General features: G+C 66.8%; 14 protein-coding genes. 10 read left to right on the top strand and 4 right to left on the bottom strand.

The genetic code is table 11. The annotated features are described in order from the left end of the window. Window positions 1-215 precede the first annotated feature (215 nt). The gene (locus ACED67_RS00345) at window positions 216-1271 is read left to right on the top strand and encodes a ligase-associated DNA damage response exonuclease (RefSeq protein ID WP_395539451.1); all 1056 of its coding nucleotides are present in this window, start codon (window positions 216-218) and stop codon (window positions 1269-1271) included. Further along, window positions 1268-2863 carry an ATP-dependent DNA ligase gene (locus ACED67_RS00340; protein WP_395539450.1) on the top strand — a complete coding sequence of 532 codons (1596 nt, stop codon included), beginning with the start codon at window positions 1268-1270 and terminating at the stop codon, window positions 2861-2863. The genes ACED67_RS00345 and ACED67_RS00340 overlap by 4 nt, the downstream gene beginning before the upstream one ends. Before the next feature lies 1 nt (window position 2864). On the opposite strand, the gene ACED67_RS00335 is transcribed toward ACED67_RS00340, so the two are convergent. Beyond that, window positions 2865-3068 (bottom strand): hypothetical protein, encoded by a 204-nt coding sequence (locus ACED67_RS00335; RefSeq protein WP_395539449.1) that lies wholly within the window; start codon window positions 3066-3068, stop codon window positions 2865-2867. 249 nt (window positions 3069-3317) lie between these two features. Here ACED67_RS00335 and ACED67_RS00330 point away from each other — a divergent pair, with 249 nt between their 5' ends. The 7 genes from ACED67_RS00330 (at window position 3318) to ACED67_RS00300 (ending at window position 10403) form a co-directional block, all read left to right on the top strand. Next, the gene (locus tag ACED67_RS00330; RefSeq protein WP_395540439.1) at window positions 3318-5144 is read left to right on the top strand and encodes a M3 family oligoendopeptidase; all 1827 of its coding nucleotides are present in this window, start codon (window positions 3318-3320) and stop codon (window positions 5142-5144) included. 147 nt (window positions 5145-5291) lie between these two features. Continuing rightward, window positions 5292-6851 carry a Ppx/GppA family phosphatase gene (locus ACED67_RS00325; RefSeq protein ID WP_395539448.1) on the top strand — a complete coding sequence of 520 codons (1560 nt, stop codon included), beginning with the start codon at window positions 5292-5294 and terminating at the stop codon, window positions 6849-6851. Beyond that, window positions 6848-7462 carry a VOC family protein gene (locus ACED67_RS00320; RefSeq protein WP_395539447.1) on the top strand — a complete coding sequence of 205 codons (615 nt, stop codon included), beginning with the start codon at window positions 6848-6850 and terminating at the stop codon, window positions 7460-7462. The genes ACED67_RS00325 and ACED67_RS00320 overlap by 4 nt, the downstream gene beginning before the upstream one ends. Continuing rightward, window positions 7459-7983 carry a GNAT family N-acetyltransferase gene (locus ACED67_RS00315; protein WP_395539446.1) on the top strand — a complete coding sequence of 175 codons (525 nt, stop codon included), beginning with the start codon at window positions 7459-7461 and terminating at the stop codon, window positions 7981-7983. Before ACED67_RS00320 ends, ACED67_RS00315 begins: the two co-directional genes overlap by 4 nt. A gap of 99 nt (window positions 7984-8082) precedes the next feature. Beyond that, a complete protein-coding gene (locus tag ACED67_RS00310) occupies window positions 8083-8796 on the top strand; it encodes a TerB family tellurite resistance protein (RefSeq protein WP_395539445.1) in 714 nt (237 codons plus the stop codon). Beyond that, the gene (locus ACED67_RS00305) at window positions 8793-9869 is read left to right on the top strand and encodes an endonuclease/exonuclease/phosphatase family protein (RefSeq protein WP_395539444.1); all 1077 of its coding nucleotides are present in this window, start codon (window positions 8793-8795) and stop codon (window positions 9867-9869) included. Before ACED67_RS00310 ends, ACED67_RS00305 begins: the two co-directional genes overlap by 4 nt. A gap of 72 nt (window positions 9870-9941) precedes the next feature. Beyond that, the gene (locus ACED67_RS00300; protein ID WP_395539443.1) at window positions 9942-10403 is read left to right on the top strand and encodes an AAA+ family ATPase; all 462 of its coding nucleotides are present in this window, start codon (window positions 9942-9944) and stop codon (window positions 10401-10403) included. A 65-nt stretch (window positions 10404-10468) separates the two neighbouring features. Here ACED67_RS00300 and scpA read toward each other — a convergent pair whose 3' ends face one another. Further along, window positions 10469-12592 carry a methylmalonyl-CoA mutase gene (gene scpA / locus ACED67_RS00295; RefSeq protein ID WP_395539442.1) on the bottom strand — a complete coding sequence of 708 codons (2124 nt, stop codon included), beginning with the start codon at window positions 12590-12592 and terminating at the stop codon, window positions 10469-10471. A 34-nt stretch (window positions 12593-12626) separates the two neighbouring features. Between scpA and ACED67_RS00290 the strand changes: the two genes are divergently transcribed. Next, window positions 12627-13130, top strand: a complete 504-nt coding sequence (locus ACED67_RS00290; RefSeq protein WP_395539441.1) for a DUF4174 domain-containing protein — start codon at window positions 12627-12629, stop codon at window positions 13128-13130. Between the two features lie 85 nt (window positions 13131-13215). Here ACED67_RS00290 and ACED67_RS00285 read toward each other — a convergent pair whose 3' ends face one another. Continuing rightward, complete coding sequence (locus ACED67_RS00285; protein ID WP_395539440.1) at window positions 13216-15219, bottom strand: acetyl-CoA carboxylase biotin carboxylase subunit; 2004 nt, start codon at window positions 15217-15219, stop codon at window positions 13216-13218. Between the two features lie 138 nt (window positions 15220-15357). Further along, window positions 15358-15576 carry a YMGG-like glycine zipper-containing protein gene (locus tag ACED67_RS00280; RefSeq protein WP_395539439.1) on the bottom strand — a complete coding sequence of 73 codons (219 nt, stop codon included), beginning with the start codon at window positions 15574-15576 and terminating at the stop codon, window positions 15358-15360. Window positions 15577-15637 lie beyond the last annotated feature (61 nt).

Raw genomic sequence — 15637 nt, 5'->3', positions numbered from 1 at the left:
TGGGCAGTTCCACATGCGGCCACACGTCGGCCCCGTGGCAACATTTGCCGCGAAGTGTCTGTCAAAAAACGCGAAATCGCCCTCGCCCGGCTTGCCCTGCCTCATCCTCCGCGCGCCGCCCGCAGCGTCGCCGTCCGAGTGCTTTCGGCGCAAGCCCGCCGCCGGCCACGCCGCCCCTTGCCGCAGCGCCTGCAAATCCACAGGTTTTCCGCAGCATGGCCGATCTTCTGACCCTCACGCCGCAGGGGCTTTACTGCCCGCCCGGCGATTTCCACATCGACCCCTGGCGCCCGGTTGCCCGCGCGCTGATCACCCATGGCCATTCCGACCATGCCCGCGCCGGCCATGCCGCCTATCTCACCACGCCGCAGGCGCTGCCCGTGATCCGCCACCGCCTAGGTCCCCTGCTGGCCGAGACCCTGCCCTATGGCGAGAGCCTCGCGATCAACGACGTCACGGTCTCGTTCCACCCGGCGGGCCATGTGCCGGGTTCCGCCCAGATCCGCGTCGAGCACAGAGGCGAGGTCTGGGTCGTTTCGGGCGATTACAAGACCGAGGCCGATGGGCTGGCCGAAGCCTTCTCCCCCATTCCCTGCCACGCCTTCATCACCGAATGCACCTTCGGCCTGCCAGTCTTCCGCTGGCAGCCGCAGGCAAGGACCATTGCCGAAATCGCTGCCTGGTGGGCGGCCAATGCTGCCGCGGGCAAGGTCTCGCTGCTGGCCGCCTACAGCTTCGGCAAGGCCCAGCGCCTCTTGGCGGCGCTTCCGCCCCTTGGTCCGATCCTGACCCATGGCGCGGTCGAGGAAATCAACCGCATCCTGCGTGGCCAAGGCTATGCCCTGCCCGAAACCACTCGCGTCACGCCCGAGACCACCGCGAAAACCCATCCCGGCGCGCTGGTCATCGCGCCGCCCTCGGCACTGGCCACGCCCTGGGCGCGCCGTTTCGAGCCCGCCGAAGAGGCCATGGCTTCGGGCTGGATGGCAGTGCGCGGCATCCGCCGTCGGCGCGGATTGGGGCAGGGATTCGCGCTGTCGGACCATGCCGATTGGGACGGGCTGAATGCCGCGATCCGCGCCACCGGGGCGAGCCGGGTTCTGGCGACCCATGGCTATACCCATGCCTTCGCCCGCTGGCTGACCGATCAGGGCTATCAGGCAAGCCCCCTGGAAACCGAATTCGGCACCGAGGCCGAAGACGCCCCCGCCGCCCCTGTGCTGGAAACCGACGCATCTCGGGCTGACGGCCAGACTGAGGCCGCGCCATGAACCGCTTCGCCGCCCTCTTCGCCGCGCTGGATGCCACCACCTCGACCGCCGCCAAGACGGCGGCTCTGGCCGAGTATTTCCGCACCGCACCCGAAGCCGACCGAGTCTGGACCGTGGCGCTTCTTTCGGGCCGCCGCCCCAAACGCGCCGCCACCTCGACCGAGCTGCGCCAATGGGCCGCCGAAGAGGCCGCGCTGCCCGACTGGCTGTTCGAGGAAAGCTACACGCTGGTCGGCGATCTGGCCGAGACCATCGCCCTGATCCTGCCCCCCGCCAGCCTCGCCCAGACCCCCAGCCTGACCGAAACCCTTTCCGCGTTCTCCCGCCTGCCGGGCCAGCCGGTCGAGGCCCGCCGCGCCGCCATCCTGGCCGCCTGGCGCAGCCTGCCGCAGGCAGAACGCTTCCTCTTCACCAAGCTTTTGACCGGCGGCTTCCGCATGGGGGTCAGCCGAGGGTTGATGACCCGGGCGCTGGCCCAGGCCACGGGCGCGGCTGAAACCGCCGTGGCGCAAAGCCTGATGGGCGATTGGGACCCGGCCACCACCAGCTTCGCCACCTTGACCGAGGCCCCCGACGCGCAAGGCGCCCAGCCCTATCCTTTCGCGCTGGCCTCACCGCTTGAGGCCGAACCACAGACGCTGGGCGAGGCCTCCGACTGGCTGGCCGAATGGAAATGGGATGGCATCCGGGGCCAGCTCATCGCCCGCCCGCGCGCCTTCGCGCTGTGGTCGCGCGGCGAGGAACTGATCACCGACCGCTTCCCCGAATTCGCTCCGCTGGCCGATTTCCTGCCCATGGGCACCGTGATCGACGGCGAGATCCTGGCCTGGGATGCCGAAGCCACCCGGCCCCTGCCCTTTGCGGCCCTGCAAAAGCGCATCACCCGCAAGACCGTGCCCAAGACGCTGCTGCGCGCGGCCCCGGCCCGGCTGCTCGCCTATGACCTGCTCGAGGAAGGCGGCGAAGACCTCCGCCCGCTGCCCCTGGCCACAAGGCGCGACAGGCTGGACCGGCTGCTCCATGCCCTGCCGCCCGGGCTGCCCCTTGCCGCCTCCCCCCTGCTGACCGCGCCGGACTGGCCGGGCCTGGTGGCCTTGCGCGAAACCGCCCGCGACCTTCTGGCCGAAGGGCTGATGCTGAAACGCGCCTCAAGCCCCTATTTCACTGGCCGCAAGCGGGGCGACTGGTGGAAATGGAAGCTCGACCCCTACACGGTCGACGCGGTGATGCTTTACGCCCAGGCCGGCCATGGCCGCCGCGCCGCGCTCTTCACCGATTTCACCTTTGCCGTCCGCGACGGCAATGCGCTGGTGCCCTTCGCCAAGGCCTATTCCGGCCTGACCGATGCCGAGTTCGCCGAGATCACCCGCTGGGTCCAGGCCCATACGCTGGAACGCTTCGGCCCGGTGCGCCGGGTGCCGCCGGAGCTGGTGTTCGAGCTGGGCTTCGAGGGCATCCAGGCCAGCCCGCGCCACAAATCCGGGATTGCCCTGCGCTTTCCCCGGATGCTGCGTTGGCGCCGCGACAAGCCGGTCTCGGAAATCGACACGCTCGACAGCCTCAAGGCGCTTCTGGCGGCGCAGACCGGTTAGGTCAGGTCTGCTCGCCCCCGGCGCGGGGCAGTCCGCAAGACCAGCGCGCGACCTTCCATTGCGGATGCTCGCCCGCCCATTGCGCCAACAGGGGCTGCGCCGTCATCATGCAGATCATCGGCGAAATATCATCGAACAAGAGACTTTTCTTCTCGCAGGCCGACGGATCGGCCGACAGGCAGGCAATGAAGGCAAGCTCGATCATGGTACCCCTCGCGTGGTTCGGGACCTTCCTGCCGCAATGATGCTGCAGCGCAGCGCAATGCGCACGATCTTCCGGCTTCGACGCGCCGCCCGCCCGGGACAGACGCGAACCGCCGCCCATTCTACCAGCAATCGCCAAGAAATGATGCACGGACCGCACCGCTTGCACAGGCCCCCCTCGCGCGCCTAGATAGGCCCGACCCAGACGACCCGTCCCTGATGAAAGGTCCGCCCCATGCCGCTTCCGGCCCTGTCCCTGCCGCTGCCCCGCCCGGTCTTCGACGCCAATCCGTCCAGCGGCGGCTTGGGCAACCTGCCCGACTGGGACCTGCGTGACCTTTACCCCTCGCCGGATGCGCCGGAATTCGCCCGCGACATGGATTGGCTGGAAAAAGCCTGCGCCAGCTTCGCCGCCGCCTATGAGGGCAAGCTTGCCACGCTGGACGCGGCAGGGCTTTTGAAAGCCGTGCGGGACTATGAACAGATCGACATCACCGCCGGGCGCCTGATGTCCTATGCCGGTCTGCGCTATTACCAGAACACCATGGACAGCGACCGCGCCAAGTTCATGGCCGATGCCGAGGGCAATGTGACCGAATTCACCACGCCCCTGGTGTTCTGGAGCCTTGAGTTCAACCGTCTCGACGACGACCACCTTGCCCGCCTTCTTTCCGCCAATGCCGATCTCGCCCGCTACAAGCCGGTTTTCGACCGTCTGCGCGCCATGCGGCCGCATCAATTGTCGGACGAGCTGGAAAAGTTCCTGCACGACACTTCGGTCGTCGGGGCCTCGGCCTGGAACAAGCTGTTCGACGAGACGATGGCCGGGCTGATGTTCAAGGTCGCGGGCGAAGAGGAAGAACTGAACCTCGAAGCCACGCTGAACCTTCTGACCGACCCTGTGCGCGCCAAGCGCGAGGCGGCGGCCCGGGCCCTGGCGGATGTGTTCAACCGCAACATCAAGCTCTTCGCCCGCGTCCACAACACCCTTGCGAAAGAGAAGGAGATCACCGACCGCTGGCGCAAGATGCCCAGCCCGCAGACCGGGCGGCACCTGTCGAACCATGTCGCGCCCGAAGTGGTCGAGGCCCTGCGCAATGCCGTGGTCGCGGCCTATCCCAAACTGTCGCACCGCTACTACCGGCTGAAGGCCAAGTGGATGGGCCTCGAAAAACTCCAGGTCTGGGACCGCAACGCCCCCCTGCCGATCGAAACGCCGAAAACCGTCGGCTGGGCCGAGGCGCAGGCGACCGTGATGCAGGCCTACGGCGCCTTCGCGCCGCAAATGGCCGATCTGGCCAAGCCGTTCTTCGAACGGGGCTGGATCGACGCGGGCGTAAAGCCCGGCAAGGCCCCCGGCGCCTTCGCCCATCCGACCGTCACCACCGTGCATCCCTATGTGATGCTGAACTATCTGGGCAAGCCGCGCGACGTGATGACGCTGGCGCATGAGCTGGGCCATGGCGTCCATCAGGTTCTGGCCGCCGCGCAGGGCGAACTTCTGTCTTCCACGCCCCTGACCCTGGCCGAAACCGCCTCTGTCTTTGGCGAGATGCTGACCTTCCGCACCCTTCTTGACAGTGCCAAGACCCCGGCCGAGCGAAAGACCCTGCTGGCGGGCAAGGTCGAGGACATGATCAACACGGTCGTCCGCCAGATCGCCTTCTACGATTTCGAATGCAAGCTGCACGCCGCCCGCGCCGAGGGCGAGCTGACCCCGGACGACATTAATGCCCTGTGGATGAGCGTTCAGGCGCAAAGCCTTGGCGACGCTTTCGAATTCATGGACGGGTATGAGACCTTCTGGGCCTATATCCCGCATTTCGTCCATTCGCCGTTCTACGTCTATGCCTATGCCTTCGGCGACGGCCTCGTGAACGCGCTTTACGCCGCCTATGCCGATGGCCTGCCGGGCTTCCAGGACAAGTATTTCGACATGCTCAAGGCGGGCGGGTCCAAGCACCACAAGGAATTGCTGGCGCCGTTCGGTCTTGACGCCTCGGATCCGAAATTCTGGGACAAGGGCCTGTCGATGATCGCGGGCTTCATCGACGAGCTTGAGGCGATGGAAGACTGAACCCCCGGATTTTCGTCGAGAATCCGCAACCGATCCTTCAGCGAAGGATCGTCGCCGCACAGGACCACAGGCTTTCGCCGCGTCCGATCTTGACCCGCCCCGTCCGGGGCGGCAGTCTTTCGCCGCAAGGTTCCGGGGGGATTCTGCATGTCTGCCAACGGTCCGACCACCGCCCATGACGAAGAAGACTGGGAGCCCTTCGGCCGCCCGCTCTTCGGCGACCCGTCCGCCCGCGCCCTGTCTCGGGTCGGCGTGGTCGATGTCGGCTCGAACTCGGTGCGGATGGTCGTCTTCGACGGTGCCGCCCGCAGCCCGGCCTATTTTTACAACGAAAAGATCATGGCCGGCCTGGGCAAGGGCCTGGCCGAGACCGGCCATCTGAACCCCGAGGGGCGCAAGCGCGCCCTGTCCGCGCTGAAACGCTTCGCCCTCGTGGCGCGCGGCATGGATATCGCACCTCTGACCGCCGTCGCCACCGCGGCCACGCGCGAGGCGCTGGACGGCCCCGCCTTCCAGGATGAGGTCACCCGTGAGACCGGTCTCAAGCTCCATGTCATCGATGGCGACGAAGAGGCCCGGCTGTCGGCCCAGGGCGTGCTTCTGGGCTGGCCCGATGCCAAGGGTGTGGTCTGCGACATCGGCGGCAACTCGATGGAACTGGCCCGCATCGGCGATGGCCGCGTCGGCAAACGCATCTCCATGCCGCTTGGCCCCTTCCGCCTGCAACAGCTTGAAGGCGGGCCGAAAAAGCGCCAGGCCCATATCGAGCGCATCCTGCGCGAAGCACAGGATGTGATCCGCGCGCAGGGCGAGCGGATCTACCTCGTCGGCGGCTCCTGGCGCGTGATCGCCCGGCTCGACATGGAGCGGCGCAACTACCCCCTTCTGGTCCTGCACGAATATCGCATGACACCCGAAGGGCTTCTCGACACGCTCGACTGGATTGCCGCCTCCGACCTCGCGCTGCTGCGCGCCCGCACCGGCACTTCGGCGGAACGGATGGAACTGGTCCCCCTGGCCTGCGAAGTGCTCCGCGAGCTCGTCGCCCTGCTCAAGCCTTCGGAAATCGACGTCTCGGCCTATGGCATCCGCGAGGGGCTGCTTTACGAACAGATGCCCGAGAAGCTGCGCGCCCGCGATCCGCTGATCGAGGCCGCCCGCGTCACCGAACAGACCCAGGCAAGGATGCCCGGCTTCGGCAAGAAGCTGTTCGATTTCCTGGCGCCTCTGTTCAAGGACGCCCCCAAGGACCGGCTGCGCCTGATCAAGGCCGCCTGCCTGTTGCATGACACCACCTGGCGCGCCCACCCCGACTATCGCGCCGAGGCCTGCTTCGACAATGCCACCCGCGCCAATCTCGGCGGGCTTGACCACCCGGGCCGGGTCTTCCTTGGTCTTGCCCTGCTGCACCGCTACAAGAACAGCCGCACTGGCAGCCGGATGGAGCCGATCTTCCGGCTGCTCTCGGACGAAGACATCCGCCAGGCCGAGGTTCTGGGCAAGGCGATGCGCTTTGGCGCCATGTTCGCCGTGGGCGACCCGGCCCAGGCCGGGCGGCTGACCTGGCAGGCCAAGAAGCGCGTGCTGGGGCTGGAACTGACCGAGGACGGCGCCGGCCTCTTCGGCGAAGTGGCGCAGGCCCGCTTCACCGCGTTGGCCGTGGCGCTCAAGGCGCAGCCCCGGGTCACGCTGGCCGAACCGGCATGACGCTGCGGCTTGACCATATCGCCGTCTCAGCCACCGCGCTGGCCGAAGGCGTCGCGGCGGTGGAAGCCGCGCTTGGGGTGTCCATGGCAGGCGGCGGTGACCACCCGCTGATGGGCACGCATAACCGGCTCCTGTCGCTGGGCGACCTTTATCTCGAGGTCATCGCCATCAACCCGGCCGCCCCCGCGCCGGGCCGCCCGCGCTGGTTCGACCTTGACCATTTTGCCGGCCCGCCGCGCCTGACCAACTGGATCGCCGCCTGCGACGATCTCGACGCCGCGCTTGCCACCGCGCCGCCCGGCACCGGCACGCCCCTCTCGCTGGCGCGCGGCGACTATCGCTGGCAGATGGCCGTGCCCGACAGCGGTCGCCTGCCCTATGACAACCTCTTCCCGGCCCTGATCCGCTGGCAAGGCGCGCTCCACCCCGCCGCCGCCCTGCCCGACAGCGGCTGCCGTCTCGCCCGCCTGACTGTCAGCCATCCCCAGGCCCCCGCCCTGCGCACCGCTCTGGGCGCGCTGGCCGAAGACCCGAGGCTGCGCTTCGCCACCGGCCCCGCTGGCCTTTCTGCCCTGATCGACACACCGCAAGGACCACGCGCGCTGCCATGACACTGCCCAGCCCGTTGGCGCCCGCTTCAAGCCTGTCCCTGCGCCCGGCGACCAAAGCCGACGCCCCGGCCCTCGCCGCGCTGTGGAACCCCTGGATCACCGGCACGGCGATCACCTTCAACCCCGATCCCAAGACCCCCGAAGACATGGCCACCCTGATCGCCGCGCGCCAATCGGCGGGCCAGGCTTTCTTCGTCGCGGAATCCGGCGGCAACCTGCTTGGCTTCGCCACCTATGCGCAGTTCCGCGGCGGCGCGGGCTATGCCCGCACGATGGAACATTCCGTCATCCTCGCCCCTGAAGCCCGCGGCAGGGGCGCGGGCCGCACGCTGATGCAGGCGGTCGAAGACCATGCCCGCGCGGGCGGCGCGCATCAGATGATCGCGGGCGTCTCGGGCGAAAACCCCGAGGGCCGCGCCTTTCACGAAGCGCTCGGCTACCGTCTCATCGCCACCGTCCCCGAGGCGGGCCACAAGTTCGGCCGCTACATGGATCTCTGGCTCTTGCAGAAATACCTCTGACCCGCCGCACAGGCCGCGCTGACGCTGGCGTGATTGTGCTGAAATGCACCTTGCTTCCACCGTGACAGATGCCGCGCCGCCGCATATCCTGCCCGCATCATGTCGATCTGGACCCGCATCGCCGCCGCCCTTTCCGCCCTCACCAAGGGCGAACCCCTGTCAGTCGTGTTCGATCGCCTGATGGGCGCACCTGTGCCGGAACAATCGGTGGGCTTCACCATCGCCGTCCTGGCGCTTGGCGCCAAGATGGCCAAGGCCGATGGCGAAGTCACGCGCGACGAGGTCACCGCCTTCCGGCGCATCTTCATGCTGCCCCCCGAGGAAGAGGCCCATGCCGCCCGCGTCTTCAACCTGGCCCGGCAGGACGTGGCGGGATTCGACGCCTATGCCACCAAGATCGCCCGCCTCTTCAACCCCGAAGGCCGCAAGATCTGCGCCGACAGCCATTCCGTGCTGATCGACATCCTGGAGGGCCTCTTCACCGTCGCCCTGGCCGATGGCACCTATCACGACCATGAGGATGCCTTCCTCGCCCATGTCGCGGGCATCTTCGGTCTGGACGAACCCTGTTTCCGCGCCGTCCGCGCCCGTCTGGTCGAAGGCGCGCCGCGTGATCCCTATGACGTGCTGGGCATCCCCCACAATGCCACGACCGATGAGGCCCGGGCCGCCTGGCGCGCCCTGGTCAAGGACAGCCATCCCGACCGGATGATCGCCCGCGGCGTCCCGCCCGAGGCGCTGCAACTCGCCGAGCGTCGGCTGATGCTGGTGAATGCCGCCTGGAAGGAAATCGAAACCCGGCAGGCGGCATGACCGGGGTCGCGCCCAACCGCCCGCTGCGGCTGGCCAGCTACAACACCGAATGGTTCAACGCACTGTTCGACGATCGCGGCCGCCCTTACGACGACGACGCCCTCTCGGCCCGCTACCAGACCAGCCGCGCCCAGCAGCTTGGCGCGCTTGGCATCGTCTTCACCGCGCTCGACGCCGATGGCGTGATGGTGATCGAGGCACCCGACAGCAATTCCCGCCGCTCGACCGTGACCGCGCTGGAGAATTTCGCCGCCATGTTCGGCCTGCGCGCAAGGCGTTGCATCCATGGCTTTTCCTCCGAGACCGAACAGGAAATCGCCTTTCTCTACGATCCCGACCGCCTGTCCGCCGAACACGCGCCCGAGGGCCTGCCGGCCACCACGGCGGGCCTGCTCTCCGGCCCCGGCACGCCGCGCTTCGACACCGCCTTCCGCTACGATCTCGACACGGACATCGCGCCCGAGGTCATCCGCTTCTCGAAACCGCCGCTGGAACTTCTGGTCACGCCGCAGGGCGGCGCGGCCCTGCGCCTGATCGGCGTTCATGCCAAATCCAAGGCCCCGCATGGCGCCACCAGCCCCGATCAGCTCATGCGGCTGTCGATCGAGAACCGCCGCAAGCAGCTTGCCCAATGCATCTGGATCCGCGCCCGGGTCGAGGATCACCTCAGCCGGGGCGACAGCCTCATGGTCATGGGCGATTTCAACGATGGCCCCGGCCTTGACGAATTCGAGCGCCTCTTCGGCCGCTCCGGTGTCGAGATCGTGCTGGGCGCCGAGGCCCCGCCCGATCGCCGCCTGACCGATCCCCATGCCGCGATGGCGCTGCAAAGCCGGGTCTCGATGCAGCCCACCTCGGCCCGCTTCTGGCACGGGCCGAAAAAGCGTTGGTTCGAGGCGCTCCTGGATTTCATCATGGTCTCGCCCGACCTTGCCGCCCGCGCCCCCGACTGGCGCATCTGGCACCCGTTCAACGATCCCGGCTGCGCCGCCGTGCCGGAACTGCGCGAGGCGCTGCTGCAAGCTTCGGACCATTTCCCCGTCAGCATCGACCTGCCGATCCCGCCTGCGTGACCCGCGCGTGATTTGCGCCCGTCACATCCTGCCCCCATATTGGGATCGAATTCCGTGACGACAGGAGGCCCCATGGCCCGGATCGCCCTTACCACCGCCCTTGCTATGGCCGCCACCTTCGGCGTCACGCTGCCCGCGCCGCTTCCCGTGCGCGCCCAGACCGTCATCCCCGATCCTGCACCTGATGCCGTCCCCGAGGATGAGGACAGCTCGCTCTTCGAAGAGGGCGCAAAGCTCATGCTGCGCGGGCTGATGAAGGAAATGGAACCCGCGCTCGACGACATGGGCGCGGCGATGGACACGCTTGGCCCGGCGATGAAGGAGTTGACGCCCTGGGTCAAGGAAATGGCCGCGCTGATGGGCAATGTGCGCAATTACGAGGCGCCGGTCCGGCTCGACAATGGCGACATCCTGATCCGACGCAAGGCCGATGCCCCGCCGATGCCCGACCTGCCCGGCGCGGAACCGGAGATCGCGCCGCCCGTTCCGCCCGGCATCACCCGCCCCGGCCCGAACGGCGAAATCGACCTCTGATCCGGCCTTTCGCCTTGGCCGAGATGCCCGGGGCATAGGGGGGGCCAAGCCCCCCCCGCGCCGCCTCAGCCCGCGATGCGGATCAGGTCAAGGATTTCCTTCGCCGCCGCCGGAATATTGGTCCCCGGCCCGAAGATCGCCTTCACCCCGGCCGCCTTCAGGAAATCGTAATCCTGCTGCGGGATGACGCCACCGCAGATCACCAGAATCTCCCCGGCGCCTTTTTCGCGCAAGGCCTCGATCAGCTTCGGCGCCAGCGTCTTGTGCCCCGCCGCCTGGGACGAGATGCCGATGACATGCACGTCATTGTCCACCGCATCCTGCGCCGCTTCCTCGGGCGTCTGGAACAGCGGCCCCACATCGACGTCAAAGCCGATATCGGCAAAGGCCGTGGCAATCACCTTCGCGCCCCGGTCATGGCCATCCTGCCCCATCTTCACCACCAGCATGCGCGGGCGACGTCCCTCGGCCTCGGCAAAGGCCTCGACATCCTTCTGGATCTGGGCAAAGCCCGCATCGCCCTCATAGGCTGCGCCATAGACCCCGGCCAGCGTCTTCACTTCCGCCCTGTGGCGGCCAAAGATCTTTTCCATCGCGTCCGAGATCTCCCCAACCGTGGCCCTTGCCCGCGCGGCTTCGACCGCCGCCTCCAGAAGATTTCCGCCCTGTTCGGCACGCCGCGTCACTTCGGCCAGCGCCGCCTGGCAGGCCACCTCGTCGCGGGCCGCCCGGGTCGCCTGCAGTCGGGCGATCTGGCCGTCCCGAACCTTGACGTTGTCAATATCCAGGATCTCGATCGGGTCCTGCTTGGCCAGACGGTATTTGTTGACGCCGACGATCACTTCGGTGCCGCGGTCGATCATCGCCTGACGGCGCGCCGCCGCCTCTTCGATCCGCAGTTTCGGCATGCCGCTGGCGACGGCTTTGGTCATGCCCCCCATCGCCTCGACCTCCTCGATCAGCGCCCAGGCCTTTTCCGCCAGTTCCGCCGTCAGGCTTTCGACGTAATAGGATCCCGCCAGCGGGTCGATGACATGGGTGATCCCGGTCTCTTCCTGAAGGATCAACTGGGTGTTCCGCGCGATGCGGGCCGAGAATTCCGTCGGCAGGGCAATCGCCTCGTCCAGCGCGTTGGTGTGCAGCGACTGGGTACCGCCCAAGGCCGCCGCCATCGCCTCATAAGCGGTACGGATGACGTTGTTATAGGGGTCCTGCTCCTGCAGGCTGACGCCCGAAGTCTGGCAATGGGTCCGCAGCATCAGGCTGCCCGGCTTCTGCGGCTTGAATTCCTGCATGATCCGCGTCCACAGCATCCGCGCCGCACGCAGCTTCGCCGCCTCCATGAAGAAGTTCATGCCAATGGCGAAGAAGAACGACAGGCGCCCGGCGAAATCATCGACATTCATGCCTCGCGCGATCGCCGCCCGCACATATTCCCGCCCATCGGCCAGCGTATAGGCCAGCTCCTGCACCAGGTTCGCCCCCGCCTCCTGCATGTGATAGCCGGAGATCGAGATCGAGTTGAACTTGGGCATCTCTTTCGAAGTATATTCGATGATGTCGGCGATGATCCGCATGCTGGGTTCGGGCGGGAAGATATAGGTGTTCCGCACCATGAACTCTTTCAGGATGTCGTTCTGGATCGTGCCCGACAGGTCGGCCCGCGACACGCCCTGTTCCTCGCCCGTGACGATGAAATTCGCCAGGATCGGGATCACCGCGCCATTCATCGTCATGGAGACGCTGATCTTTTCCAGCGGGATACCGTCGAAGAGGATCTTCATGTCCTCGACGGAATCGATCGCAACGCCCGCCTTGCCCACATCGCCCACCACGCGCGGATGGTCGCTGTCATAGCCCCGATGCGTCGCCAGGTCGAAGGCGACCGACACACCCTGCTGCCCCGCCGCCAAAGCCTTGCAATAAAAGGCGTTCGATTCCTCGGCCGTGGAAAACCCCGCATATTGCCGGATCGTCCAGGGACGCCCGGCATACATCGTCGCCCGCACCCCGCGGGTGAAGGGCGCGACGCCCGGCAGCTCGCCCATCTGCGGCAGGCCCTGCACATCCTCGGCGGTATAAAGCGGCTTGACCGCGATCCCCTCCAGCGTGTCCCAGGTCAGGCTGTCGGGTGATGCCCCCTTCAGCTCTTTCGACGCCAGCTTCTCCCAGGTGGTCTTGTCCGTCATCTTTCCCTCACATCCCCTTGGGCGGCATGGGCCAATGCCGTCCCTGCTTGGGCTTTGCCGCGGACTGCCCTATATGAGGGACATGGAGTTCCGCCTGCACCGCCGACCGTTTCTGTTCCTCACGGCGCTTGCGCCGTTCGCTCGTGTTGCCGGGGCCGAAGAGCCCCCCGATTTCGTTCCCATTCCCGCCGCAGAGGTGGTCGAGGCCGACTATCTCTTCCTGCGTCGCCCGGTGATCGTCTTTGCCGACAACCCGCGGGATCCCAATTACATCCGCCAGATGGAACTTCTCTCCCGCTCCTATGACGATCTCGCCGCGCGCGACGTGATCCTGATCACCGATACCGACCCGGCCACCCCCTCGGCGCTGCGCCTGAAACTGCGCCCACGCGGCTTCTCGCTCGTGGTGATGGACAAGGACTGGAAGCCCTCGATCCGCAAACCCCTGCCCTGGGAAGGGCGCGAGATCGTCAATTCCATCGACAAGATGCCCATCGCCCGCGCCGAAGCGCTGGAGAAGAACCCGGCCGGGCGGTAGCGCGGAGGTTCGGACCCCTCCGCACCGCCGGCCCCATAGGCTCCGGCCCGATTTCTGCGAAGAAATCGGCGCGGCGCTTGCCCGGTCATTCGAACTCCAGGATCACATCGTCCACCTTCAGGCTGGCACCCGCCGTGGCCTTGATCGCCTTCACGACGCCGCGCTTCTCGGCCTTGAGGATGTTCTCCATCTTCATCGCCTCGACCGTGGCCAGGGCCTGACCTTCCTGCACCTCCTGCCCCTCCTCGACCGAAATCTTCACCACCAGACCCGGCATCGGGCAAAGCAGGTATTTCGACGTATCCGGCGCGGCCTTTTCCAGCATATGCGCCGCCAGCGCTTTTTGCCGCGGCGACTGGACATGGACCTTCAGATCCGCCCCGCGCAGCCGCATCCGAAAGCCCATGGGGATCTTGCCGACCTTGATCGCCATCTCCGCGCCATCGACGCACAGCACCGCCAGCGGCTCCCCCGGCACCCAATCGCTTTCCACCCGCAGCGCCTGGCCATCCGCGAAGGTCACGGTCGATCCATCGGGATCGGCCTGCACCGTCACCGGAAAGGCCGTGCCCTGCAGGCTGACCACCCAATCATCGCCGACACGGCGGGTGTGATTGTCCATCGTGCCCGAAATCCGCGTGCGCCGGATTTCCGCCACCCGGTTCATCGCCGCCGCCGCCGCCGCCACCCGGCGCAGCCCCGCCTCGTCCAGCACCGCGCCCTGGAAGCCGTCAGGATATTCCTCGGCGATGAAAGCCGTGGTGATGTTTCCACTGGTAAAACGCGGATGATCCATCACCGCCCCGACGAAAGGCAGGTTGTGGCCAATGCCCTCGACCTCGAACGTGTCCAGCGCCAGCCGCATCTCCTCGATCGCGGCGGCGCGGTCCTTGCCCCAGGTGCACAGCTTGGCGATCATCGGGTCGTAGAACATGCTGATCTCGCCGCCCTCGAAGACGCCGGTATCATTGCGCACGATGCCGCCGCGCGGCGTCGCACCCTCCACCGGCGGGCGGTATCGGGTCAGGCGGCCGATCGAGGGCAGGAAGTTGCGATAGGGATCTTCGGCGTAAAGCCGGCTTTCCATCGCCCAGCCGTTGATCTTGAGGTCCTTCTGCGCGAAGGGCAGCTTCTCGCCATAGGCGACGCGGATCATCTGTTCCACCAGATCGACGCCGGTGATCAGCTCGGTCACCGGATGTTCGACCTGCAAGCGGGTGTTCATCTCGAGGAAATAGAAGTTCCGGCTGCCATCGACGATGAATTCCACCGTCCCGGCACTGGTATAGCCCACGGCTTTCGCCAGCGCGCAGGCCTGTTCGCCCATCGCCTTGCGCGTCGCCTCGTCCAGGAAGGGCGAGGGCGCCTCTTCGATGACCTTCTGGTTGCGGCGCTGGATCGAACATTCGCGCTCATGCAGATAGACGCAATTGCCATGCTTGTCGGCCAGGACCTGGATCTCGATATGGCGCGGCTGCGTCACGAATTTCTCGATGAAGATCCGGTCATCGCCAAAGGAGGCCGCCGCCTCGTTCTTCGACGACTGGAACCCCTCGCGCGCCTCGGCCTCGTTCCAGGCGATCCGCATCCCCTTGCCGCCGCCGCCGGCGGAAGCCTTGATCATCACCGGATAGCCGATCTCGCCCGAGATCTTCGCCGCCTCATCGGCATCGGCGATCAGGCCCATATAGCCCGGAACCGTGGAAACCCCGGCCTCCTGCGCCAGCTTCTTCGAGGTGATCTTGTCGCCCATCGCCTCGATCGCCGGGCTGGGCGGCCCGATGAAAACCACGCCTTCCGCCTCCAGCGCGGCGGCGAAATCGCGGCGCTCGGACAGGAAGCCATAGCCCGGATGCACCGCTTCCGCCCCGGTCTGGCGGATCGCCGCCATGATCTTGTCAATGACAATATACGACTGCGCCGCCGGGGACGGGCCGATATGCACAGCCTCGTCGGCCATCTTGACATGCAGCGCATTGCGGTCGGCATCGGAATAGACCGCCACCGTCTTGATGCCCATCTTGCGCGCGGTCTTGATGACGCGACAGGCGATCTCGCCCCGGTTGGCGATCAGGATCTTCTTGAACATGGCTCCCCCTTGAAGTCTCGGCCCGGGCCAGCGGGCAAATGCGAAACGGGGCCGCCCAGGCATTCCGCCCGGACGACCCCGTCAATGTCAGGTGAAGGCCGGCCCGCGGCGCGGGCGGCCGAAATCAGATCACGGTGCTCAGTAGCCCGAGCGGCAGGGCGGCAGGCCCAGCTCGATGCCGCAGGTCGCAGCGCCGGCGAGACCGCCGATGACCGCGCCTGTAAGCACGTTATTTTCGGTCGCATCGGCGAGAAGCGCGCCCGTTGCGGCACCGGCCAACCCGCGCGAGGCAGGGTCCTGCATGCATCCGGCCAGCGGAGCGGTGAGAAGGGCGAAGAGGATAAGCGACTTGCGCATGTGTTACTGCCTCGGTTTGTGGTTGTTATTGCGGTCGATTCTACCGCAAACCACAGCGTTT

Source organism: Neotabrizicola paludis, from assembly GCF_044142105.1.
Lineage (GTDB): Bacteria > Pseudomonadota > Alphaproteobacteria > Rhodobacterales > Rhodobacteraceae > Pseudogemmobacter.
This window is presented reverse-complemented; position numbering and strand designations above follow the sequence as displayed.

Bases quoted from the DNA above. Each gene is read 5' to 3' on its own strand.
- ACED67_RS00345 (WP_395539451.1), top strand. From the start codon at position 216: ATGGCCGATCTTCTGACCCTCACGCCGCAGGGGCTTTACTGCCCGCCC.
- ACED67_RS00340 (WP_395539450.1), top strand. From the start codon at position 1,268: ATGAACCGCTTCGCCGCCCTCTTCGCCGCGCTGGATGCCACCACCTCG.
- ACED67_RS00335 (WP_395539449.1), bottom strand. From the start codon at position 3,068: ATGATCGAGCTTGCCTTCATTGCCTGCCTGTCGGCCGATCCGTCGGCC.
- ACED67_RS00325 (WP_395539448.1), top strand. From the start codon at position 5,292: ATGTCTGCCAACGGTCCGACCACCGCCCATGACGAAGAAGACTGGGAG.
- ACED67_RS00320 (WP_395539447.1), top strand. From the start codon at position 6,848: ATGACGCTGCGGCTTGACCATATCGCCGTCTCAGCCACCGCGCTGGCC.
- ACED67_RS00315 (WP_395539446.1), top strand. From the start codon at position 7,459: ATGACACTGCCCAGCCCGTTGGCGCCCGCTTCAAGCCTGTCCCTGCGC.
- ACED67_RS00310 (WP_395539445.1), top strand. From the start codon at position 8,083: ATGTCGATCTGGACCCGCATCGCCGCCGCCCTTTCCGCCCTCACCAAG.
- ACED67_RS00305 (WP_395539444.1), top strand. From the start codon at position 8,793: ATGACCGGGGTCGCGCCCAACCGCCCGCTGCGGCTGGCCAGCTACAAC.
- ACED67_RS00300 (WP_395539443.1), top strand. From the start codon at position 9,942: ATGGCCCGGATCGCCCTTACCACCGCCCTTGCTATGGCCGCCACCTTC.
- scpA (WP_395539442.1), bottom strand. From the start codon at position 12,592: ATGACGGACAAGACCACCTGGGAGAAGCTGGCGTCGAAAGAGCTGAAG.
- ACED67_RS00290 (WP_395539441.1), top strand. From the start codon at position 12,627: ATGCCGTCCCTGCTTGGGCTTTGCCGCGGACTGCCCTATATGAGGGAC.
- ACED67_RS00285 (WP_395539440.1), bottom strand. From the start codon at position 15,219: ATGTTCAAGAAGATCCTGATCGCCAACCGGGGCGAGATCGCCTGTCGC.
- ACED67_RS00280 (WP_395539439.1), bottom strand. From the start codon at position 15,576: ATGCGCAAGTCGCTTATCCTCTTCGCCCTTCTCACCGCTCCGCTGGCC.